This is a genomic window from Streptomyces sp. NPDC057950 (assembly GCF_042887295.1).
GTDB lineage: Bacteria > Actinomycetota > Actinomycetes > Streptomycetales > Streptomycetaceae > Streptomyces > Streptomyces kaempferi.
This window is the reverse complement of sequence record NZ_JBHVPP010000002.1, coordinates 242446-264258: the sequence shown is the minus strand read 5'-3', so window position 1 is coordinate 264258 and position 21813 is coordinate 242446. Positions and strand designations below refer to the sequence as shown.

At 72.2% G+C, this 21813-nt stretch carries 25 protein-coding genes; 5 read left to right on the top strand and 20 right to left on the bottom strand.

Translation table 11 applies throughout. The features are described 5' to 3' along the window. Positions 1 to 124: 124 nt before the first annotated feature. The 11 genes from lgt to hisI all read right to left on the bottom strand — a co-directional run bounded on the left by lgt (position 125) and on the right by hisI (position 9785). Complete coding sequence (lgt, locus tag ACFVTC_RS05395; RefSeq protein WP_390124158.1) at positions 125 to 1336, bottom strand: prolipoprotein diacylglyceryl transferase; 1212 nt, start codon at positions 1334 to 1336, stop codon at positions 125 to 127. Between the two features lie 133 nt (positions 1337 to 1469). Beyond that, complete coding sequence (locus ACFVTC_RS05390) at positions 1470 to 2246, bottom strand: DsbA family protein (RefSeq protein WP_390124157.1); 777 nt, start codon at positions 2244 to 2246, stop codon at positions 1470 to 1472. A gap of 150 nt (positions 2247 to 2396) precedes the next feature. After that, positions 2397 to 3212 (bottom strand): tryptophan synthase subunit alpha, encoded by an 816-nt coding sequence (gene trpA, locus ACFVTC_RS05385; protein WP_390124155.1) that lies wholly within the window; start codon positions 3210 to 3212, stop codon positions 2397 to 2399. Then, a complete protein-coding gene (gene trpB / locus ACFVTC_RS05380; protein WP_390124152.1) occupies positions 3209 to 4501 on the bottom strand; it encodes a tryptophan synthase subunit beta in 1293 nt (430 codons plus the stop codon). Before trpB ends, trpA begins: the two co-directional genes overlap by 4 nt. Before the next feature lie 371 nt (positions 4502 to 4872). Next, a complete protein-coding gene (trpM, locus tag ACFVTC_RS05375) occupies positions 4873 to 5091 on the bottom strand; it encodes a tryptophan biosynthesis modulator TrpM (RefSeq protein ID WP_390124706.1) in 219 nt (72 codons plus the stop codon). A gap of 142 nt (positions 5092 to 5233) precedes the next feature. Then, on the bottom strand, positions 5234 to 6043 hold the full coding sequence (trpC, locus tag ACFVTC_RS05370; protein ID WP_390124150.1) for an indole-3-glycerol phosphate synthase TrpC: 810 nt from the start codon (positions 6041 to 6043) through the stop codon (positions 5234 to 5236). Positions 6044 to 6210: 167 nt separating this feature from the next. Next, positions 6211 to 6657 (bottom strand): DUF2752 domain-containing protein, encoded by a 447-nt coding sequence (locus ACFVTC_RS05365; protein ID WP_390124147.1) that lies wholly within the window; start codon positions 6655 to 6657, stop codon positions 6211 to 6213. An 87-nt stretch (positions 6658 to 6744) separates the two neighbouring features. Next, positions 6745 to 6996, bottom strand: a complete 252-nt coding sequence (locus ACFVTC_RS05360) for an HGxxPAAW family protein (RefSeq protein ID WP_390124146.1) — start codon at positions 6994 to 6996, stop codon at positions 6745 to 6747. A 182-nt stretch (positions 6997 to 7178) separates the two neighbouring features. Next, positions 7179 to 7832 (bottom strand): TIGR02234 family membrane protein, encoded by a 654-nt coding sequence (locus ACFVTC_RS05355; protein WP_390124144.1) that lies wholly within the window; start codon positions 7830 to 7832, stop codon positions 7179 to 7181. A gap of 52 nt (positions 7833 to 7884) precedes the next feature. Continuing rightward, entirely contained in the window at positions 7885 to 9372 is a 1488-nt protein-coding gene (locus ACFVTC_RS05350) for an anthranilate synthase component I (protein ID WP_390124142.1), read from the bottom strand. An 11-nt stretch (positions 9373 to 9383) separates the two neighbouring features. Beyond that, positions 9384 to 9785 carry a phosphoribosyl-AMP cyclohydrolase gene (hisI, locus tag ACFVTC_RS05345; protein WP_390124140.1) on the bottom strand — a complete coding sequence of 134 codons (402 nt, stop codon included), beginning with the start codon at positions 9783 to 9785 and terminating at the stop codon, positions 9384 to 9386. 142 nt (positions 9786 to 9927) lie between these two features. Here hisI and ACFVTC_RS05340 point away from each other — a divergent pair, with 142 nt between their 5' ends. Further along, the gene (locus tag ACFVTC_RS05340) at positions 9928 to 10563 is read left to right on the top strand and encodes a TIGR03085 family metal-binding protein (protein ID WP_390124138.1); all 636 of its coding nucleotides are present in this window, start codon (positions 9928 to 9930) and stop codon (positions 10561 to 10563) included. Between the two features lie 292 nt (positions 10564 to 10855). On the opposite strand, the gene hisF is transcribed toward ACFVTC_RS05340, so the two are convergent. The 8 genes from hisF to hisD form a co-directional block, all read right to left on the bottom strand. Next, a complete protein-coding gene (gene hisF / locus ACFVTC_RS05335; RefSeq protein WP_390124136.1) occupies positions 10856 to 11611 on the bottom strand; it encodes an imidazole glycerol phosphate synthase subunit HisF in 756 nt (251 codons plus the stop codon). Next, entirely contained in the window at positions 11608 to 12006 is a 399-nt protein-coding gene (locus tag ACFVTC_RS05330; protein WP_390124134.1) for a RidA family protein, read from the bottom strand. Before ACFVTC_RS05330 ends, hisF begins: the two co-directional genes overlap by 4 nt. Further along, a complete protein-coding gene (gene priA / locus ACFVTC_RS05325) occupies positions 12003 to 12728 on the bottom strand; it encodes a bifunctional 1-(5-phosphoribosyl)-5-((5-phosphoribosylamino)methylideneamino)imidazole-4-carboxamide isomerase/phosphoribosylanthranilate isomerase PriA (protein WP_390124132.1) in 726 nt (241 codons plus the stop codon). Before priA ends, ACFVTC_RS05330 begins: the two co-directional genes overlap by 4 nt. Then, entirely contained in the window at positions 12725 to 13372 is a 648-nt protein-coding gene (hisH, locus tag ACFVTC_RS05320) for an imidazole glycerol phosphate synthase subunit HisH (RefSeq protein ID WP_211117913.1), read from the bottom strand. The genes priA and hisH overlap by 4 nt, the downstream gene beginning before the upstream one ends. Further along, the gene (locus ACFVTC_RS05315) at positions 13363 to 13527 is read right to left on the bottom strand and encodes a hypothetical protein (RefSeq protein WP_390124130.1); all 165 of its coding nucleotides are present in this window, start codon (positions 13525 to 13527) and stop codon (positions 13363 to 13365) included. Before ACFVTC_RS05315 ends, hisH begins: the two co-directional genes overlap by 10 nt. A gap of 88 nt (positions 13528 to 13615) precedes the next feature. Continuing rightward, positions 13616 to 14209, bottom strand: coding sequence for an imidazoleglycerol-phosphate dehydratase HisB (gene hisB / locus ACFVTC_RS05310; RefSeq protein WP_390124128.1), 594 nt, complete (start codon positions 14207 to 14209; stop codon positions 13616 to 13618). Then, positions 14206 to 15333, bottom strand: coding sequence for a histidinol-phosphate transaminase (locus tag ACFVTC_RS05305; protein WP_390124126.1), 1128 nt, complete (start codon positions 15331 to 15333; stop codon positions 14206 to 14208). Before ACFVTC_RS05305 ends, hisB begins: the two co-directional genes overlap by 4 nt. Beyond that, the gene (gene hisD / locus ACFVTC_RS05300; protein WP_390124124.1) at positions 15309 to 16634 is read right to left on the bottom strand and encodes a histidinol dehydrogenase; all 1326 of its coding nucleotides are present in this window, start codon (positions 16632 to 16634) and stop codon (positions 15309 to 15311) included. The genes ACFVTC_RS05305 and hisD overlap by 25 nt, the downstream gene beginning before the upstream one ends. A gap of 173 nt (positions 16635 to 16807) precedes the next feature. On the opposite strand from hisD, the gene ACFVTC_RS05295 reads away from it, so the two are divergent. The 4 genes from ACFVTC_RS05295 (at position 16808) to ybaK (ending at position 20861) form a co-directional block, all read left to right on the top strand. Next, a complete protein-coding gene (locus tag ACFVTC_RS05295; protein WP_390124122.1) occupies positions 16808 to 18388 on the top strand; it encodes an oxidoreductase in 1581 nt (526 codons plus the stop codon). Positions 18389 to 18559: 171 nt separating this feature from the next. Beyond that, positions 18560 to 19579, top strand: a complete 1020-nt coding sequence (locus ACFVTC_RS05290; RefSeq protein ID WP_390124120.1) for a hypothetical protein — start codon at positions 18560 to 18562, stop codon at positions 19577 to 19579. A gap of 11 nt (positions 19580 to 19590) precedes the next feature. Then, positions 19591 to 20331, top strand: a complete 741-nt coding sequence (locus ACFVTC_RS05285) for an LON peptidase substrate-binding domain-containing protein (RefSeq protein WP_390124118.1) — start codon at positions 19591 to 19593, stop codon at positions 20329 to 20331. A gap of 26 nt (positions 20332 to 20357) precedes the next feature. Beyond that, complete coding sequence (gene ybaK / locus ACFVTC_RS05280; RefSeq protein ID WP_390124115.1) at positions 20358 to 20861, top strand: Cys-tRNA(Pro) deacylase; 504 nt, start codon at positions 20358 to 20360, stop codon at positions 20859 to 20861. A 274-nt stretch (positions 20862 to 21135) separates the two neighbouring features. On the opposite strand, the gene ACFVTC_RS05275 is transcribed toward ybaK, so the two are convergent. Further along, on the bottom strand, positions 21136 to 21798 hold the full coding sequence (locus tag ACFVTC_RS05275) for an AAA family ATPase (protein WP_390124113.1): 663 nt from the start codon (positions 21796 to 21798) through the stop codon (positions 21136 to 21138). Positions 21799 to 21813 lie beyond the last annotated feature (15 nt).

Here is a 21813-nt window from a genome sequence, read left to right as displayed (position 1 = left end):
CCGTACCCACCACCTCTCCACCGCCCCCCCCCCCCCCCCATCAGCCAATCCGGCCCCCCCCGCACCTACGGCGGGGGGGGGCCCCCATTAAGCCCCGGCCCCCCCCCCTCCGGGTACCCGGTCGTCAGCCCTTCTTGGCCGACTCCGCCTCGCTCTTCACGGCACCGGCGGAATCCGCGGACACCTCGGCCCCGGCGTCGGCCGCGCCCCCGGACGCCGCACCCGCACCCGCACCGGGCTCCACGTCCGTGTCGTCGCCGACAGCCTTGCCGGCGGCCTTCTCCCCGGTCCCGTCGGACTTCTCGCCGCCGGAAGCCCCGGCCTGCTCGTCGACGGCGTTCTTCCCGCTCTTCCCGCCCGACTCGCCGTCGGTCGCCTTCGCAGCCTTCGTCTTCTGAGCCGTCGTCTTCCCAGCCTTCGTCCCGGACTTCTCGCCCGACTCCTCGCCCGACTCCTTGTCCAGGCCGACCGAAGCCCCTGCCCGGGCCTCACCGTCGCCCTCGTCCTCGCCGGAGGCGTCCGCACCCGGCTCGACGATCTCCTCACGACCGGGCCGCAGCCGCGCCGACACCACGATGTAGGTCACCGCGAGCACGAAGACCACCATCGCGGTCCAGTCGTTGAGACGCAGACCCAGGAAATGGTGGGCGTCGTCGACGCGCATGTACTCGATCCAGCCGCGGCCGACGCAGTACGCGGCGACGTACAGCGCGAACGCCCGTCCGTGGCCCAGGGTGAAGCGACGGTCCGCCCAGATGACCAGGAAGCCGACACCGACGCACCACAGCGACTCGTACAGGAAGGTCGGGTGGTAGTACCCCGGTACCCGCCCGTCCGTGGCGGACGTGATGTGCAGCGCCCAGGGCACGTCCGTGGCCTTGCCGTACAGCTCCTGGTTGAACCAGTTGCCCCACCGCCCGATGGCCTGCGCGAAGACGATGCCGGGCGCGAGCGCGTCGGCCCAGGCGGGCAGCGGGATGCCGCGCCGGCGGCAGCCGATCCACGCGCCCACCGCACCGAGCGCGATCGCGCCCCAGATGCCGAGGCCGCCCTGCCACACCTTGAAGGCGTCCACCCAGTCGCGGCCCTCGCTGAAGTACAGCTCGTAGTCCGTGATCACGTGGTAGAGGCGGCCGCCGACGAGACCGAACGGCACGGCCCACACCGCGATGTCGGCCACCGTGCCGGCCCGCCCTCCCCGGGCGATCCAGCGCTTGTTGCCGAGCCAGACGGCTACGAAGACGCCGATGATGATGCAGAACGCGTAGCCGCGCAGCGGAATGGGGCCGAGATGCAGCACACCGTGCGACGGGCTGGGAATGTAGGCAATTTCCATGGCAGGGTCGACGCTACCGTGCCGGGCGGGACCCGCGGCGGGTGCCCCGGCAACGGGTCCATAACGGGCAGCGCCCCCGGACCCTTCGCAGGCCGGGGGCGCCGCTGGTCGGGGGCGTCGCGGATCGGGGGGCTCAGCCCTTGTTCTCGGCCTGCACCAGCTGCTTGAGCTTCGCGGGGGTCATGGACTGGTCCGCGTAGATGTTCTTGCCGCCCAGCAGCACGGTCGGGGTGCCGCTGAAGCTGCCGCTCCGGAAGGCCGCGTTCGACTTCGCCACCCAGCTGTCGTGCCTGCCGTCGTTGACGCACGCCCGGAAGCCCGGGGTGTCGAGGCCGTCGACCTTGCCCGCCAGCTCGATGAGCTTGCCGTTGTCGGCGAACGTGTCGTCGGTCTCCTTGGGCTGGTTCGCGTACAGCACGTCGTGGTACGCGGCGAACTTGCCCGCGTCCTGGGCGCAGGCCGCCGCGTTGGCCGCGTGCCGGGAGCCGCTGCCTCCCATGTTCCCGTCGATCAGCGTGACCAGGTGGTATTCGACCTTCAGCTGACCGGCGTCCACCAGCTGGCGGATCGTCGGGCGGTACACCGTCTCGAAGGACTCGCACGCCGGGCAGCGGAAGTCCTCCCAGACCGTGAGGGTCGACTTGGCGCCGTCCTTGCCGACGGGGATCGCGAGACCGTCCTTGCCGGTCGCCCCCGAGGGCGCCACGGCCGGTCCCGCCGCGGTGTTCTTCTTGTCCTTGCCCGCGCCGGCGGCCAGCACGCCCACCACCGTCGCGAGGGCGAGAACGCACACCACCGACGCGCCCACGATCAGCGCCCGGCGGCGCTTCTCCGCACCCTTCTGCTTCTGTCGCTCGACCGCCAGCCGCTCACGGGCGGTGCTCTTTCCCTCACGGTTCTTCTCGCTCACATCGGGCAGAACGAACCGGGGAGGCGCAGCGCGCCTCCCCGGTCCCAGGTCCACCCGTTCGAGTGAGCGGATCGTCCCTCTACGTGCCTGAACGGCTGCCCGTCACGTGCCTGGACCGCTGTCCCGCGCCACGTGTCCGGACCGCGGCCGTCACAGCGTTCCGCGCACGCCCTTCGCCAGGTCGCCCGCGAGCACCCGTACGGCCTCCAGGCCCGCCGCCTCGTCGGGCGCGTCCAGCATCCGCTTCACGAAGGCCGAGCCGACGATGACTCCGTCGGCGAAGCCGGCCACCTCGGACGCCTGGGCGGCGTTGGAGACACCGAGTCCGACACAGACCGGCAGACCGGTGGTGGCCTTGGTGCGCCGCACCAGGTCCTGGGCCTGGGCCCCCACCGACTCCCGGGTACCGGTGACGCCCATCAGCGAGGCCGCGTAGACGAAACCGGAACCCGCCGCGGTGATCTCGGCGAGCCGGGCGTCCTTGCTGCTGGGCGCGACGACGAAGACGGTCGCGAGCCCGTGCTTCTCGGCGTGCTCGCGCCACAGCGCCGACTCCTGCACGGGCAGGTCGGGCAGGATGCAGCCCGCGCCGCCCGCGTCCGCCAGTTCGGCGGTGAAGCGCTCGACGCCGTAGCGGTCGATCGGATTCCAGTACGTCATCACGAGCACGGGCTTGCCGGTGGCCTCGAATGCCTCCCGGACGGTCCGCATGACGTCGGCGATCTTGACTCCGCCACGCAGGGCGATGTCGTCGGCGGTCTGGATGACGGGACCGTCGAGGACCGGGTCGCTGTGCGGCAGGCCGACCTCGACGACGTCGGCACCGCCCTCGAAGACGGCCTTGACCGCCGCGATGCCGCCGTCGACGCTCGGGAAGCCGGCGGGCAGGTACGCGATGAGGGCGGACCGCCCCTCCGCCCTGGCACCGGCGAGGGTGTCGCTCAACAGCCGGATGTTGCCGCTCACTTCGCGTCCCCCTCGATCTCGGCGTTCTCGTTGTCCGCGTCCGCGGGGACGGCCGCGTCGGCGCCTTCGTCGTACAGGCCGAAGTACCGGGCCGCCGTGTCCATGTCCTTGTCGCCGCGGCCGGACAGGTTGATGATGATCAGCCCGCCCTCGCCCAGTTCCCTTCCGACCTCCAGGGCCCCGGCGAGCGCGTGGGCGCTCTCGATCGCCGGGATGATGCCCTCGGTGCGGGAGAGCAGGCGCAGTGCCTGCATGGCCGCGTCGTCGGTGACCGCGCGGTACTCGCCGCGGCCGCTGTCCTTGAGGTAGGCGTGCTCGGGGCCGATGCCCGGGTAGTCCAGACCGGCCGAGATGGAGTAGGGCTCGGTGATCTGTCCCTCCTCGTCCTGGAGGACGTAGGACCGCGAGCCGTGCAGGATGCCGGGCTCGCCGGCGGTCAGGGTCGCGGCGTGCTCACCGGTCTCGATGCCGTGGCCCGCGGGCTCGCAGCCGATGAGGCGCACACCGGCGTCCGGGATGAAGGCGTGGAAGAGCCCGATGGCGTTGGAGCCGCCGCCGACGCACGCGACGGCGGCGTCCGGAAGACGGCCGGCGCGCTCCAGGATCTGCCGCCGTGCCTCGACCCCGATCACCCGGTGGAAGTCGCGGACCATGGCCGGGAAGGGGTGCGGACCCGCGACGGTCCCGAAGAGGTAGTGGGTGTGGTCGACGTTGGCGACCCAGTCCCGGAACGCCTCGTTGATGGCGTCCTTGAGGGTGCGGCTGCCCGACTTCACGGCGATGACCTCGGCGCCGAGCATCCGCATCCGGGCGACGTTGAGGGCCTGCCGCCGGGTGTCGATCTCACCCATGTAGATGGTGCACTCGAGGCCGAACAGCGCGCAGGCGGTGGCCGTGGCCACCCCGTGCTGCCCCGCCCCGGTCTCGGCGATGACCCGCGTCTTGCCCATCCGCCTGGTGAGAAGGGCCTGGCCGAGAACGTTGTTGATCTTGTGGGAGCCGGTGTGGTTGAGGTCCTCGCGCTTGAGGAACACCCGGGCGCCACCGGCGTGTTCGGCGAAGCGCGACACCTCGGTCAGTGCGCTCGGGCGTCCCGTGTAGTGGACGAGGAGATCGTCGAGTTCACGCGCGAACTCGGGATCCGCCTTCGCCTTGTCGTACTCGACGGCGACCTCGTCCACGGCGGCGACCAGCGCCTCCGGGATGAACTTGCCGCCGAACGCGCCGAAGTACCCCTCGGCGCTGGGAACCTGACCCTCGGGGTCGGGAATGAAGAACTCGCTGGGCATGCGGTTACCTCGCAGGGGCGAAAGCCCCGGTTGAAGGTCGGACATGGGATCACATCAGCCATGTACGCACGCACACACACCGTGTCACCGCGAGGCCCGCCGGACCTGGGACCGACACGGCCGGCGAACCCTCGGGACCCTCGGGACCGGCCGGCGGATCTCCCCGCCACGGCCACGGGTGGGCCCGGGGGAATCCGGGGGAAACCCCGAGGTGGCGCACCCCGGGGGGACTCACGGGTGCCGGGACGCTCCCTGAGCGGTCCTCGCGGGTGCCGGGACGGTCACGGCCGCCGACGGGAACCGGCGGGCCGGAACGGTTGCCGCCCGGGGGCGGTCGACCGCCGCCGGGCGGACCGGCGGTCCGGCCCCGCTCAGCCCGTCTGCGGGGCGGAGCCGGTCGGTGACGACGCGAGTGCGCGTGCGCCGGAACGCCATCGCATGCCGTTGACCTGGCCAGGTTCGTCGCCGATGACATAGCGGACCCGGCGTCCGTGGACGCGGCGGGCCGGCGCCCGGCAGCCGCGCGGACGACAGCCGCGGGCGAGTCGGGCGTACGGGTCCCGGGCCGCCGAGGCGGGCGGGAGCGTCACGGCGGACCGCGCGCAGAGCCGGCCCGCGTTCACGTCGTGGACCGAGCCGGGAGCGGTCGACCGCACGCGCGCCGGACCGCCGTCCGGGCGCGGGCCCGGACGGGGAACGGCGAGGGCGTGGGTCGGGGTGGCCACAGGTCCGTCAGTTCCGTCCGTGCCGCAGCGCGGGGTGGGCCCCGGCCGCGACGAGGTCGGAGACCGCCGTCCTCGGGTCGCGCCCGGTGACGAGGGACTCGCCCACCAGGACCGCGTCGGCGCCCGCGTTGGCGTACGCGATGAGGTCGTGCGGTCCGCGGACGCCGGACTCGGCGACCTTGACGACGCCGGCCGGGATCTCGGGGGCGACCCGCTCGAAGGTGGAGCGGTCCACCTTGAGGGTCTTCAGATTGCGCGCGTTGACGCCGATGACCTTCGCGCCGGCGTCCACCGCCCGCTCGGCCTCGTCCTCGTCGTGCACCTCGACGAGCGGCGTGAGCCCGATGGACTCGGCACGCTCGATGAGGGACTCCAGGGCCGGCTGGTCGAGGGCGGCCACGATCAGCAGGGCGAGGTCGGCGCCGTACGCGCGGGCCTCCCAGAGCTGGTACGACGTGACGATGAAGTCCTTGCGCAGCACGGGGATGTCGACCTTGGCGCGGACGGCCTCCAGGTCGGCCAGCGAGCCGCCGAAGCGGCGCTGCTCGGTCAGGACCGAGATGACGGACGCGCCGCCCGCCTCGTAGTCGCCGGCCAGTCCGGCCGGGTCGGCGATCGCGGCGAGCGCGCCCTTGGACGGGCTGGAGCGCTTGACTTCGCAGATGACCTTGACGCCGTCACCCCGCAGGGCTGCCACGCCGTCCTTGGCCGCAGGAGCCTTCGCCGCGCGCTCCTTGAGCTCGTCGAGGCTGACGCGCGCCTGCCGCTCCGCGAGGTCGGCACGGACTCCGTCGATGATCTCGTCGAGCACACTCACGCGAGCGGCCCCCTTCCCTGACGGTGAACGGTTGAAGCGGTTGAGCTTGTCGACCCGGTACCGCCGTCCCGGCGGTACCGATGGGTCACTCCGATGGTATCCGCAGGAGGAGCCATGCCTCACATCCGGTTGACGCCGGTCCCACTACCTGGACATTTGTCATTTGATCAAGGGTGCAGCCAGCCACCGAAGGGCAGGTTCCGGACAACCGTGAAAATCAGCGCCACAGCGCCGACGCTCCACAGCTGCACGGGTCCCAGGTCGGTCCGCGGCGGTCGGCCACGTGCCGAACGGACCACCCAGACGGTCCACACCACCGCGAAGGCCAGATAGCCCACGACGGCGAGCGCGTTGTCCGTGAGCGCCGTGGCGAGGTCCCCGTGCACGAAGGCGTGCGCACTGCGCAGACCGCCGCAGCCGGGGCAGTACACGCCCGTGAAGCGCAGCAGCGGGCAGACGGGGTAGTGCCCCGGCTGATTGGGGTCCACGGCCCCGACGTACGCGAAGGCGGCCACGACGGCCCCGAGCACACCGGCCGGGACGCCGAGACGCCGCAGTGCGAGCGGGACGCGCGTGCGCGGTGCCCTCTGGGTTTCGGCGTTCACGTCACGCATTCTGCCCCTCCCACGTGCGGGGCGCGCGTCACGGACACGCGAGAGGCGGCCCCGGCGCCGGGACCGCCTCTGGAGAAGCTTCTCGGGTCAGCTCTCGGCGCCGACGGCCTCACGGACGGGCGGGGTGGAGACGGACGCGGTGCCGGTCTTCGGCTGGCCCAGACCCGCCGCCCGCATCGCCATGCCGACGACACCGCCGAGCAGAACGATGACCATGCCGGCCCAGAAGCCCAGCGGGTCGGCCATCACCATGAAGGCACCGGAGACGCAGAAACCGATGAAGGCGATGATGACACCGGTCCAGGCGGCCGGGGTGTGACCGTGGCTGCTGCCCGCCATGACTTGCTCCTCGTTGCTGTGTGCGTGTGTGAGTCGGACGCTCACGGTCCATTGTCCCGTACTCGGACGTCCATCGTGAGCGCGGGGGTCGCTCGTCACACGTCTGATGCGTCACGTCGTGACCGGGTCCGGGTCCGAGGGCCCGCTGAAGGCCCTGGGAGAGAGGCCGCAGGACCGGGGACCTAGGTCCCGGCCGGATCCGGCCCCGTGGGGTCCTCGCCGCGGTCGAGGGCCTTCCAGAGGTCCTCGGGCCGGTCGGGGTCGACAGGTCTGGCCTTGCGCGGCCGGGGCGTCCCGTCGCGTTCGTAGCGTCCCGACATCGCGGGCCACAGCCGACCGTAGCGCAGGGCGAGCAGCCCCGCGAGGAGGATGAGGGCACCGCCCGCCGCCGCGACGTACGGCCAGCCGGTGTGGCTGAGGGCGTCCGCGGTGGCGGCGGTGTCGCCGGAGGCGGCAGCGGCCTTCTCGTCGAGCGCGGAGTCGTCGCTCGCGCCGAGCAGCGCCGCGACGACCGTGCCCGCGCCGGAGAGCGCGAGCAGCGCGGAGACCAGCAGGCGTCCGGAACGGCGGACGGCGAAGACGGCGACGAGCGCGGCGAGGCCCACCACGGCGAGCGCCGCGGGCACTCCCGTGACGTCGCTGCCCCGGGCGGCCAGCGGGAAGTCGCCGCCGGCGACCGTCGCCGTGCCCAGCGACCAGTTCCGACGGGTGGAGAGCAGGGCCACTGCCGCGCCGAGGGCGCCGCAGAGCAGGGCGATGCCAAGGCTGCGGCGGCCGGCCCGCGCGGGGCCGGCGGCTTCGGATCGGGGGGGAGGTACAGCAGTCACGTACCCCACTATCGCCTGAACCCCGGGCCAACCGTCACCCGGGGTTCACGTGAGCCTTGTCCTACTGGCCGAGGCGGTTGGCCGTGTGCACCGCGCGCAGGACGGCGGCCGCCTTGTTGCGGCACTCGTCGTCCTCGGCGACGGGGTCCGAATCCGCGACGATTCCGGCGCCCGCCTGTACGTACGCGGTGCCGTCGCGCAGCAGGGCCGTACGGATGGCGATGGCCGTGTCGGAGTCGCCCGCGAAGTCGAGGTAGCCGACGCAACCGCCGTACACCCCGCGCCGGGAGGGCTCCAGCTCGTCGATGATCTGCATCGCGCGCGGCTTGGGGGCGCCGGAGAGGGTGCCCGCGGGGAAGCAGGCGGTGAGGACGTCGAAGGCCGTGCGGCCCGCCGCGACCCGGCCGGTGACGGTGGAGACGATGTGCATGACGTGCGAGTACCGCTCGATGGACATGAAGTCGACGACCTCGACCGAGCCGGGCTCGCAGACCCGCCCCAGGTCGTTGCGTCCGAGGTCGACGAGCATCAGGTGCTCGGCGCGCTCCTTGGGGTCGGCGATCAGCTCGTCGGCGAGGGCCTGGTCCTCCTGGACGGTGGCGCCGCGCGGCCGGGTGCCCGCGATGGGGTGCACCATCGCCTGCCCGTCCTCGACCTTCACGAGGGCCTCCGGGGACGACCCGACGACGTCGAACCCGTCGAAGCGGAAGAGGTACATGTACGGGGACGGATTGGTCGCCCGCAGCACCCGGTACACGTCCAGCGCGCTGGCCGTGCAGGGTGTCTCGAAGCGCTGGGACGGCACGACCTGGAAGGCCTCGCCCGCCCTGATGCGTTCCTTGACGTCCTCGACGGCGCGCCGGAAGTCGGGGCCGCCCCACAGCGCGGTGTACTCGGGCAGCTCGGAGGGCGGCAGCGCGGCGGGGGGCTGCGAGACGGCGCGCGAGAGGTCGGCCTCCATGGCGTCGAGGCGCGCGATCGCGTCGGCGTAGGCCTCGTCGACACCCGTGTCGAGGTCGTTGTGGTTGATCGCGTTGGCGATCAGCTGGACCGAGCCGTCCCAGTGGTCCATGACCGCGAGGTCGCTGGTGAGCAGCATGGTCAGCTCGGGGAGTTTCAGGTCGTCGCGCTCGCCGGGGCCGATCTTCTCCAGGCGGCGGACGATGTCGTAGCCCAGATAGCCGACCATGCCGCCGGTGAACGGGGGCAGGCCCTCGCCGCGCGGGGTGTGGAGCGCCTCGATGGTGGCGCGCAGGGCGGCGAGCGGATCGCCCTCGACGGGGACGCCGACGGGCGGGGTGCCCTGCCAGTGGGCCTGCCCGTCGCGCTCCGTGAGGGTGGCGTGGCTGCGGACGCCCACGAAGGAGTAGCGGGACCAGGCGAAGGAGGCGCGGCCGTTCTCCGCGGACTCCAGGAGGAAGGTGCCGGGACGCTCCGCGGCCAGCTTGCGGTACAGCGCGACCGGCGTGTCGCCGTCCGCGAGGAGCTTGCGGCTGACGGGGATGACACGGCGGTCGGTGGCCAGCTTGCGGAAGGTCTCGAGGTCCATGGCGGATGACCTTACTGACCTGGTGACGTCACGTCGGTGACGGCGTCCTCGAGCAGTACGTCGGCGTCGAAGCAGGTGCGCTCCCCGGTGTGGCAGGCGGCACCGACCTGGTCGACCCGTACGAGGAGGGTGTCGGCGTCGCAGTCGAGCGCCACGGACTTCACCCACTGGAAGTGGCCGGAGGTGTCGCCCTTCACCCAGTACTCCCCGCGGCTGCGTGACCAGTACGTGCAGCGGCCCGTGGTGAGCGTGCGGTGCAGTGCCTCGTCATCCATCCAGCCGAGCATCAGCACCTCACCGGTGTCGTACTGCTGGGCGATGGCGGGGACGAGTCCGTCGGCGCTGCGCTTGAGGCGCGCGGCGATCTCGGGGTCGAGGCTGCTGGGCCCGCTGGGCGGGGGCGTGCTGGTCATGGGGACCATTGTGCCGCGCCGGTGGGACGCGTCCGGCGGTTGTCCACAGGCCGGACCCCGTCTCCCCCCGATGCCCCTCTTGTGTCCCCGGTACGCCTCCCTCCACTGGGCGGAGTGCCGGGGCGGTCGTAGGCTTGCCGTCATGTCGACCCATGCCAAGCGTGAACGGCTTCTGCTCGCCGACCTGTTGGAGACCGCGGGTCCGAACGCCCCCACCCTGTGCGAGGGCTGGAACACCCGTGACCTCGCCGCGCACGTGGTGGTGCGCGAGCGCCGCGCCGACGCCGCGGGCGGGCTGCTGATCAAACAGCTCGCGCCACGCCTGGAGCGGGTGCAGGCGGAGTTCACGGAGAAGCCGTACGAGGAGCTGATCCAGCTGATCCGAACGGGACCGCCGCGCCTCTCGCCCTTCTCGCTGAAGCAGATCGACGAGGCGTCGAACACGGTGGAGTTCTACGTCCACACCGAGGACGTACGGCGGGCGCGGCCCGACTGGACGCCGCGCGAGCTGGACCCGGTCTTCCAGGACGCCCTGTGGTCCCGGCTGGAGCGCACTGCGCGGCTGGCCGGCCGGGGCGCGCCGACCGGACTGGTGCTGCGCCGCCCGGACGGGCAGACGGCGGTCGCGCACAAGGGCACGCCGGTCGTGACCGTGACCGGTGAACCCTCGGAGCTGCTGATGTTCGCGTTCGGGCGGCAGAAGGCGGCCGACGTGGAGCTGGCGGGCGACGAGGACGCGATCGCGAAGCTGCACGAGACGAACCGGCTCGGGATCTGAGCGCGGGGCGCGCTCCGGGGCATGGCACCCCGGGCGCTCCCGCCCCCACGGTCCGCGCACCGGCCGTCATCGCCGCCCGACGGCACAAAGCCCCGGCCACCCGGCGGCGCCGCGGAATCCCCGCCGCCCGAGGGACCCGGACACGGCGATCAGGGCCAGGTGGCCACTGATCGCGGCGTCGGGCCCCGCGGATCCGGCGCGGTCGGCGGGTCGAGTGCGTCCGGCGGGGTCGGCGGGTTCAGCACGTCCGGCGGGGTCGGCCGGTTCAGCACGTCCGGCGGGGTCGGCCGGTTCAGCGGACCGGATGTCCCGCCTCCCGCAGCGTCTCCTTCACCTCGCCGATCCGCAGGTCCCCGAAGTGGAAGACGGACGCGGCGAGGACCGCGTCGGCGCCCGCGCCGACGGCGGGCGGGAAGTCGGCGAGCCGGCCCGCGCCACCGCTGGCGATCAGCGGCACGGTGACGTGTTTGCGGACGGCCTCGATCATCTCGATGTCGTAGCCGTCCTTCGTGCCGTCCGCGTCCATCGAGTTGAGCAGGATCTCGCCCGCGCCCAGCTCGGCGGCCCGGTGGGCCCATTCGACGGCGTCGATGCCGGTGCCCTTGCGGCCCCCGTGGGTGGTGACCTCGAAGGAACCGCTCTCCGTGCGCCGGGCGTCCACCGACAGCACGAGGACCTGACGGCCGAAACGCTCCGCGATCTCACGGATGAGGTCGGGCCGGGCGATCGCGGCCGTGTTGACGCCGACCTTGTCCGCGCCCGCCCGCAGCAGCTTGTCCACGTCCTCGGCGGTGCGCACCCCGCCGCCCACGGTCAGCGGGATGAAGACCTGCTCGGCCGTGCGCCGCACCACGTCGTACGTGGTCCCGCGGTTGCCGGAGGACGCGGTGATGTCCAGGAACGTCAGTTCGTCGGCGCCCTCGGCGTCGTACACCTTGGCCATCTCGACCGGGTCGCCCGCGTCGCGCAGGTTCTGGAAGTTGACGCCCTTGACGACCCGGCCGTCGTCCACGTCCAGGCAGGGGATCACTCGTACGGCCAGGGTCATGACTGCGACGCCTCCCGGTACGCCTCGACCTCGACCTCGACGACCAGCCGCGGGTCCACGAGGCCGGAGACGATGATCATGGATGCGGCGGGGCGGACGGAGTCGAAGAGCTCCTTGTGGGCGCGTCCGACCTCTTCCACGTCCCGGGCATGGGTGAGGTGCATACGGGTCCGTACGACGTCGTCGCGGCCGAGTCCGAGCTCTTTCAGCGCGGCGAGCGCGACACCGAAGGAGGTGATCGCCTGCTCGTAGGGGCCGCCGTCGACGATCGAGCCGTCGATCACGGAGGTGCAGCCGGAGACCAGCACCAAACCGTTGGGAAGTTCCACGGCGCGGGAGTACCCGAAGGTCTCCTCCCAGGGCGCGCCGCTCGTGACGCGTCGGACGCCGCTCACCGGGCCACCGCCTCCAGGGCCTCTTCCAGCGTGAACGCCTTCGCGTACAGGGCCTTCCCGACGATCGAGCCCTCGACGCCGAGGGGCACGAGCGCGGCGATGGCGCGCAGGTCGTCCAGGGAGGAGACCCCGCCGGAGGCGACCACGGGGCGGTCCGTCGCGGCGCAGACGTTCCTGAGCAGTTCCAGGTTCGGGCCCTGCAGCGTGCCGTCCTTGGCGATGTCCGTGACCACGTAGCGCGCGCAGCCCTCGGAGTCGAGGCGCTCCAGCGTCTCGTAGAGGTCGCCGCCGTCGCGGGTCCAGCCCCGTCCGCGCAGTGTCGTGCCGCGTACGTCGAGGCCGACCGCGATCCTGTCGCCGTGCTCGGTGATGACCTTGGCGACCCATTCGGGGGTCTCCAGGGCGGCGGTGCCGAGGTTGACGCGGGTGCAGCCGGTGGCGAGGGCGGCGGCGAGCGTGTCGTCGTCGCGGATGCCACCGGACAGCTCGACCTTGATGTCCATGGCGCCGGCGACCTCGGCGATCAGCTCGCGGTTGTCACCGGTTCCGAAGGCGGCGTCCAGGTCGACCAGGTGCAGCCACTCGGCGCCCGAACGCTGCCAGGCGAGGGCGGCTTCCAGGGGGGAGCCGTAAGAAGTTTCCGTCCCCGACTCGCCGTGCACGAGCCGGACGGCCTGGCCGTCGCGGACGTCGACGGCGGGGAGGAGTTCGAGCTTGCTCACAGTGTTCCGATCCAGTTGGTGAGGAGCTGGGCTCCGGCGTCGCCGGACTTCTCGGGGTGGAACTGGGTGGCCCACAGCGCACCGTTCTCGACGGCCGCCACGAAGGGCTCGCCGTGCGTCGCCCAGGTGACCAGGGGCGCGCGGATCGCCGGGTTCGTGACGTCCAGGGACCAGTCGTGGACGGCGTACGAGTGGACGAAGTAGAAGCGGGCGTCGGCGCCGAGCCCCGCGAAGAGCCGCGAGTCCGCCGGTGCCTCGACCGTGTTCCAGCCCATGTGGGGCACGATGTCGGCCTGCAACGGCTCGACCGAGCCCGGCCACTCGTCCAGGCCCTCGGTCTCCACGCCGTGCTCGATGCCCCGTGCGAAGAGGATCTGCATGCCGACGCAGATGCCCATCACCGGGCGCCCGCCCGCCAGACGGCGGCCGATGATCCAGTCACCGCGGGCGTCCCTGAGGCCCTTCATGCAGGCGGCGAAGGCGCCGACGCCCGGCACCAGCAGCCCGTCCGCGTTCATGGCCGTGTCGTAGTCACGGGTGATCTCGACGTCGGCGCCGGCGCGGGCGAGGGCGCGCTCGGCGGAGCGCACGTTCCCGAAGCCGTAGTCGAAGACGACGACCTTCCTGGAGCCGCTCAACTCCACACCGCCAGCCTCATGACCCCCGCGACCAGGCACATCGCGGCGCCGATGGAGAGCAGCACGATGAGGCTCCTGGGCATCTCCTGCTTGACGAAGGAGTAGATGCCGCCGAGGAGGAAGAGTCCGACGACGATCAGGATGCTCGACAGGCCGGTCACAGTGTCTTTCCGTTCGCTTCTGCGCCCGCGTGGCAGAACGCGGCGGGCGTCGTCGTCGTGTGCGGCACGGTGGCCGCTCGGGCCGCGCTCACAGCGCGCCCTTCGTGGAGGGGAGGATGCCCGCGGCGCGCGGGTCGCGCTCGGAGGCGTAGCGCAGCGCCCGGGCCAGGGCCTTGAACTGGCACTCCACGATGTGGTGCGCGTTGCGCCCGTAGGGCACGTGCACGTGCAGCGCGATCTGGGCCTGGGCGACGAAGGACTCCAGGATGTGCCGGGTCATCGTCGTGTCGTACTCACCGATCATCGGCGCCATGTTCTCGGGCTCGGTGTGCACGAGGTAGGGGCGGCCCGAGAGGTCGACGGTCACCTCGGCGAGCGACTCGTCCAGCGGGACCGTGCAGTTGCCGAAGCGGTAGATGCCCACCTTGTCGCCGAGCGCCTGCTTGAAGGCCGCACCCAGGGCGAGCGCGGTGTCCTCGATGGTGTGGTGCGAGTCGATGTGGAGGTCGCCCTCGGTCTTCACGGTCAGGTCGAACAGACCGTGCCGCCCGAGCTGGTCGAGCATGTGGTCGTAGAAGCCGACGCCCGTCGACACCTCGACCTGGCCGGACCCGTCGAGGTCGATCTCGACGAGGACCGACGTCTCCTTGGTCGTCCGCTCCACTCTTCCGACGCGACTCATGCGCTCTGCTCCTTCTTCAGCTCACGGACCGCGTCCAGGAACGCGTCGTTCTCGGCCGGGGTGCCCGCGGAGACCCGCAGCCGGCCCGGTACGCCGTTGTCCCGGACCAGGACGCCCCGGTCGAGGATCTTCTGCCACGCTTCGTGCGAGTCCGCGAACCGCCCGAACTGCACGAAGTTGGCGTCCGACTCGGTCACCTCGTACCCGATCGCGCGCAGTTCGGTGACCAGCCGGTCCCGCTCGCCCTTCAGGCGCTCCACGTAGGCCAGCAGGGTGTCGGTGTGCTCCAGGGCGGCCAGGGCCGTGGCCTGGGTGACGGCCGACAGGTGGTAGGGCAGCCGTACGAGCTGCACGGCGTCGACGACCGCCGGGTGCGCGGCGAGATAGCCCAGGCGCAGCCCGGCCGCGCCGAACGCCTTCGACATCGTGCGGGAGACGACGAGATTCGGCCGTCCTTCGAGCAGCGGCAGCAGCGAGTCGCCGTGGCTGAACTCGACGTAGGCCTCGTCCACGATGACCATCGACGGCCTGGCCGCCTGTGCGGCCTCGTACAGCGCGACGACCGTCTCGCGCGGCAGCGCGTTGCCGGTGGGGTTGTTGGGGGTGGTGAGGAACACGACGTCGGGGCGGTGCTCCGCGACGGCCCGCTCGGCGGCGGCGGGGTCGATGGTGAAGTCCTCGTCGCGCGGGCCGGGGATCCAGCCGGTGCCGGTGCCGCGCGCGATCAGCGCGTGCATCGAGTACGAGGGCTCGAAGCCGATGGCCGTACGGCCGGGTCCGCCGAAGGTCTGCAGCAGCTGCTGGATGACCTCGTTCGAGCCGTTGGCCGCCCAGACGTTCTCGACGCCGACCCGGTGTCCGCCGGTCCTCGTCAGATACCTGGCCAGCTCGGTGCGCAGCTGCACGGCGTCCCGGTCGGGGTAGCGGTTGAGGTCGCGGGCGGCCTCACGCACCCGCTCGGCGATCCGCTCGACGAGGGGTTCTGGCAGCGGGTAGGGGTTCTCGTTGGTGTTCAGCCGTACGGCGACGTCGAGCTGGGGCGCGCCGTAGGGGGACTTGCCGCGCAGCTCGTCCCGTACGGGGAGATCGTCGATGCCGGTCACTTGCCCTCGGGTACCTTCCATCCGAACCTGGCCTTGATCGCCGCGCCGTGCGCGGGCAGGTCCTCCGCCTCCGCGAGGGTCACCACGTGGTGCGCCACGTCGGCGAGCGCTTCGCGCGTGTAGTCGACGATGTGGATGCCGCGCAGGAAGGACTGGACGGACAGGCCCGAGGAGTGGCAGGCGCAGCCGCCGGTGGGCAGCACGTGGTTGGAGCCCGCCGCGTAGTCGCCGAGGGAGACGGGGGCCCAGGGGCCGACGAAGATCGCTCCGGCGTTCCTGACCCGGTCGGCGACCGCCGCCGCGTCGGCCGTCTGGATCTCCAGGTGCTCGGCGCCGTAGGCGTCGACGACCCGCAGACCTTCGTCGACGCCGTCGACGAGGACGATCGCGGACTGCCGGCCGTTCAGGGCCGGGACGATCCGGTCGTCGATGTGCTTGCTGGCCGCGACCTGCGGTTCCAGTTCCTTCTCCACGGCGTCCGCGAGGGCGGGCGAGTCGGTGACCAGGACGGCCGCGGCCAGGGGGTCGTGCTCGGCCTGGCTGATCAGGTCGGCGGCGACGTGCGCCGGGTCGGCGGTCTCGTCGGCGAGGACGGCGATCTCGGTCGGTCCGGCCTCCGCGTCGATGCCGATCCGGCCGGTGAAGTAGCGCTTGGCGGCGGCGACCCAGATGTTGCCGGGGCCGGTCACCATGTCGACGGACGGGCAGGACTCGGTGCCGTACGCGAACATCGCGACGGCCGTGGCGCCGCCGGCCGCGTACACCTCGTCGACACCGAGGAGGGCGCAGGCCGCGAGGATCGTCGGGTGCGGCAGGCCGCCGAACGCGGACTGGGCCGGGGAGGCGAGCGCGATGGACCCGACGCCGGCTTCCTGCGCCGGGACCACGTTCATGATCACGGACGACGGGTACACGGAGCGGCCACCGGGCGCGTACAGCCCGACGCGGTCGACCGGTACCCACTTCTCGGTGACCGAGCCGCCCTGCACGACCTGGGTGGTGTGCGAGGTGCGGCGCTGCGCGCGGTGGACCAGACGGGCCCGGCGGATGGACTCCTCCAGGGCCGCGCGGACGGCCGGGTCGAGCCGCTCCAGGGCGTCCATGAGGGCCTCGGCCGGGACCCGCACGGCTTCCAGCCGAACGCCGTCGAACTTCTCCGCGTAGTCGATCAGCGCCGCGTCCCCCCGATGATGCACGGCCTCGCAGATCGGGCGCACCTTCTCCAGGGCGGCCGATACGTCGAAGTCGGCTCGGGGCAGCAGGTCGCGCAGGGCGGTGCCTTCGGGGAGGGCGTCGCCGCGCAGATCGATTCGGGAGATCACGTAGGCAATTCTCTCAGACCGAGATAAGGCGCCGGTCGCCTGTATCAATGGCTGATACAAGCCACCCGTGTCTCCCCCGGGACATCGCCGTCACCAGTAGCGTTCGGCCTGTCACACAGCGGGCATGAACGGTTGTACGAACCCGCGAGTAGTTGGGGAGGAAGGGAAGCACCGTGACCGAGGGTGCCGGCATCCGCGCCGGGGACCTGCCGGACGAACTGACCGCCGCCGAGGCCGGGATGTGGCAGGCCTTCCGCAACGGCAGCGTGTACGACCTGCGCGACGGGGACACCGCCGTGGACGATCCGCACGGCGGCCACCCCTGGGGGCCCGAGCGCAGTGTGCGGGCTCGGATCGTGGCGTGGCTGCTGCTCGACGGGCCGCCCGCCCTGCAGGGCCGGGTCGCCTCCCTGAAGCTGACCGGCGTGCAGATCTCCGACGTCCTGGACCTCGCGGGCGGCACCGTGGTGCCGTACGTCGAGCTGAAGGGGTGCCGGTTCGAGAAGGAGATCCTGCTGCCGGAGGCCCGCTTCACGACCGTACGCCTCGTCGACTGCTCGGTGCCGCGTCTGGAGGCCGCCCGGGTGCACACGGAGGGCGACCTGCATCTGCCGCGCTGCCGCTTCCACAACGGCGTACGGCTGACCGACGCGCACATCGGCACCGACCTGATGCTCAACCAGGCCGTGGTGTACCGGGACCGGCGCGGCCGCTCGATCACCGGCGACGGCATGACCGTGGGGCAGGATCTGCAGGCGGAGATGCTGGAGTCGCACGGCGAGCTGAGCCTGCGCGGCGCGACCGTCGGCGTCTCGCTCAGTCTGCGCGGCAGCAGCCTGAGCAATCCGTACACCCGGCTCGCCCTGAACGCCCCCCAGCTCACCGTCAACCGCACGCTCTACATGACACCCGCGGCCGTCGGCGCGCCCTGGCTGACGAGCGGCACCACCCCGGCGCGCGGCACCCTGGTGCAGCGGTTCGAGTGCCGGGGCGGGATACGGCTGGACGACGGACGGTTCGGGGACGCGGTCGACTTCGAGCGGGCCCGCTTCACCTTCGACGACGACCAGGAGCTGTCGCTGCTGCGGGTGCAGACGCCGGAACTTCGCTTTCTCGGGGAACGGCCCGAGCGGGGCAAGGTCGTGCTGTCCGGAGCGCGGATCGTCAACCTGGTCGACCGCGCGGACAGCTGGCCCCCGCCGGGCAATCTGCACATGGGCGGCTTCAGCTACGAGAACCTCGTGCCCCAGGGCGCGTTCCCGCTGACGCGGCGCCTGGAGTGGGTGGCGGCGGCGACCGCCGAGTACAGCCCGGAGCCGTACGAGCGGCTGGCCACCGTGCTGCGCGACTCCGGTGAGGACGAGGACGCGCGCGAGGTGCTGCTCGCCAAGCAGCGCCGCCGCCGCGAGACACTGCCGCTCGCGGCCAAGCTGTGGGGGTACGCGCAGGACTGGACGGTCGCCTACGGGTACCGGCCCGGCCGTGCCGCCCTGTGGATGGCGGTGCTCTGGGCGGCGACGTCGATCGCCTTCTCGCACGCGAGCCATCCGCCGGTCGACGACGGCGGACATCCGCCGTGGAACGCGGCGCTGTTCGCGCTGGACCTGCTGCTGCCCGTGGTCGACCTGGGGCAGGTGGGCGTCTGGCAGCTGCGCGGCGGCTGGCAGTGGCTGGCCGCGGTGGTGATCCTGCTCGGCTGGATCCTGGCGACGACGGTGGCGGCGGGAGCGACACGGCTGCTGCGACGCAGCTGACGGCGGTGGGGCCGGGGCGCGGCCACTATTGTTGACCAAGGTTCAATAGCTGAGAAACGGTCACTTTTTGCCCATTCTTGACTGTTCGACGTACAACCAATCGACGGTTACGAAAGCGTCACCGCCCCCCTCTGGCACGGCCCCGACCTGCGGCTTTCAATGGTCGACACCATGGCACTGCTGCGCGCGCTCATCCGTACGGCCCGGATGGCCCGGAACTCCTCACGTCTCGCCGCCGGGCTGCCCGCCGACGACGAGGTCCTGCTGGACGCCCCCGACGACCGGCTCGGGCCGGCCCTGGTCAGCGCGGGCCGCGGCGAGTACGGCACCACGGCCAAGCTGCTCGCCACCACGCGTGAGGCAGCCGAGTGGGAGAACCGCGACCGCTACACGATGCGTCTCGCCGGTTTCGCGCGCTGCCGCGGCGAATGGCTCGACACCTGGCAGAGCGACTCCCCGCACGACCCGGACGCGCTGCTGGTCAAGGCCGAACTCGCGGTGCGCCGCTGGTGGGACTCGCCCGCCCGCGCCGAACTGCTGCGCCAGGTCGGCCCGCTGATCACGGCCGCCGCCGAGGGGGACCCGCACGACCCGGTGCCGTGGCGGATCGCGCTCGACCACGCCAGGGGGACCAACGCCGGGCACACCGAGTTCGAGAAGCTGTGGGGCGAGGCCGTACGCCGCTCCCCGCACCACTACGGATGCCACGTCGCCGCCCTGAAGTACCTCTCGGCCGCCTGGTACGGCTCGCACCGTGAGTGCTTCGACTTCGCCGAGCGGGCCGCCCAGGACGCGCTGCCCGGCTCCCTGGTGCAGGCCCTCCCGGTACGCGCGGCCTTCGCGTTCCTGACCGAGGGCGGCGGGGCCGTGGTGTCTCGCGAGCGGCTCGACGCGGCGGCCGACCTCGCCATCGCGGTCTCGGCCGCCTACGGTCCCGCCGACCCGTGGCCCGCCGAGGTCCGCAACCTGCTCACCTACGTCCTGATCAGGCTGGAGCGCTGGACGGACGCCCTGGAACAGCTCCGTCTGATCGGTCCCTACGCCACGTCGTTCCCCTGGGACCGGGTCTCCGACGACCCCCTGGGCCGGTTCCTGGAACTGCGCGACGGGGTACGTCTGGAGGTCGCGTCCCGCATGCCCGTACATCCACGGAGTGAGCACGGCGGACGCGCTCCCTCCGGCGACCATTAGGCTTGCCCGTCGTGACCACCGTCCGGCTCCCCCTCTTCCCGCTGAACTCGGTATTGTTCCCCGGGCTCGTGCTGCCTCTGAACATCTTCGAGGAGCGCTATCGCGCCATGATGCGCGACCTGCTGAAGACCCCCGAGGACGAACCGCGCCGGTTCGCCGTCGTCGCCATCCGCGACGGCCACGAGGTCGCGGCGAGCGGCCCCGGTATGCCGGACCAGACCGCGGTGCCCGTTCGCGGGCCCGCCGCCGGCTTCGGCGACAACCCCTTCCTGGCCTTCCACGAGGTGGGCTGCATCGCGGACGCGGCGACCATCCGGGAACGTGCCGACGGCAGCTTCGAGGTACTGGCCACCGGAACGACGCGGGTACGGCTGCTGTCCGTGGAGGCCTCCGGCGCCTTCCTCACCGCCGAGCTCGAAGAACTGCCGGAGGAGCCGGGCGAGGAGGCGGGCGCGCTCGCCGAAGGCGTACTGCGCGCCTTCCGCCAGTACCAGAAGCGGCTCGCCGGCGCCCGCGAGCGCTCCCTGTCCACCGGCGCCGACCTCCCGGACGAACCGGCCGTGGTCTCCTACCTGGTGGCGGCCGCCGCGATGCTGGACGTCCCGGCGAAGCAGAAGCTGCTCCAGGCCTCCGACACGGCCTCCCGCCTCCGCGAGGAGCTGAAACTCCTGCGCGCCGAGACCGCGATCATCCGTAATCTGCCGTCCTTGCCGGCATCGGACCTGACCCGCGGTCCGACGAGCCTGAACTGACACCCCTCGCACATCCGGGAAGGCCGATGGCGAAGAAACCGAAGAAACAGCAGCAGTCCGGGGGCACCCCCGCGACCGTCGCCCTGACGGCGGCGGGCGTCGCGTACACGGTGCACGCCTACGAGCACGACCCCGCCCACCCCTCCTACGGCGAGGAGGCGGCCGAGGCGATGGGCGTCTCCCCCGACCGGGTCTTCAAGACCCTGGTCGCGGACGTGGACGGCGCCCTCGTCGTCGCCGTGGTCCCGGTCGCGGGCTCCCTGGACCTGAAGGCCCTGGCCACGGCGGTGGGCGGCAAACGGGCGGCGATGGCGGACCCGGCGGCCGCCGAACGCACGACGGGCTACGTCCGCGGCGGCATCTCACCCCTCGGCCAGCGCAGGAAACTCCGTACGGTGCTGGACGCGTCCGCCCGGCTGCACGAGACGATCTGTGTCTCGGCGGGACGGCGCGGCCTGGAGGTCGAGCTCGCCCCCGACGACCTCGCGGCCCTCACGGAGGCCGTACGCGCGCCTGTCGCACGGGGCTGAACCGGGGTCCCGCCCGTACCCCGGGTACGGCCGCCCCCGGACCCCGCTTCGTCCGGAACCGCCCAGCGCGGGCCCGCATGTCCGGCACGGGCCCGGATCTCCGGCGCAGGCCCGCACGTCCAGCCCGTCCGGCGTTTGAGGACGAGCCCTTCGGGCGACGGCGGGGGTCCAGGGGGCGCAGCGCCCCTGGCGGGGGTCTGGGGGCGCAGCCCCCGGGAACGGATGGGACGGGTAGGGGCGGCGGGGGCGAAACACACCCAGGCCGGTGGACTCCTCAGCCCGCCGAAGGCCCCGGCGGAAACGCCGAGTAGGGACTCTCATAGGGATCCGGATCCCGCGGCCCGAACAACGCGGTCAACCCCAGATGCACCACCAACGCCCCCAACGACCAGGCCAGCAACGCCCCCTTCGCCCCCAGCTTCAACGGCGCGGAGAAGGTCACCCCCTTGCCCACGGCCTTGGCATGGGCGACCACGTTCTGCGTGGGCCCCAGATAGACGCCGAGCCGCCACGCGAGCAGCGACCCGAGCAGACCGCCGAGGGCGAGCCCCACGACCAGCGGCACACCCCCGCGCCGCCGCACCAGGAACACCACGGCCGCGCTGACCACCCCGAACCCGAGCGCCAGCAGCGTGAACGTTCCGTCCACCCCGATGGCCTGCTCCCCCTCGGTGTCCTTCAGATACACGGCGCTGTCGTCCGCGACCAGCGGCACGTGCGGCGCCAGCCACGACCACAGCACGCCGAGCAGCACCCCCGCCAACGCCACCGCCACGGTGATGACGGCGGCGTCCCGCACTTCCGTCTTCATCCCGGGCCCGTCCTTCTCGTACCCGGCGTACCCGGCGGCGCCACCGGCGGGCGGAGCCTGCCACCCGTGGGCGTTGTCCGAGGGCTGATGATGCGGCGGCGGAGGCGGAGTCAGCGGTGCGGTCACCCTGACATCGTGCCA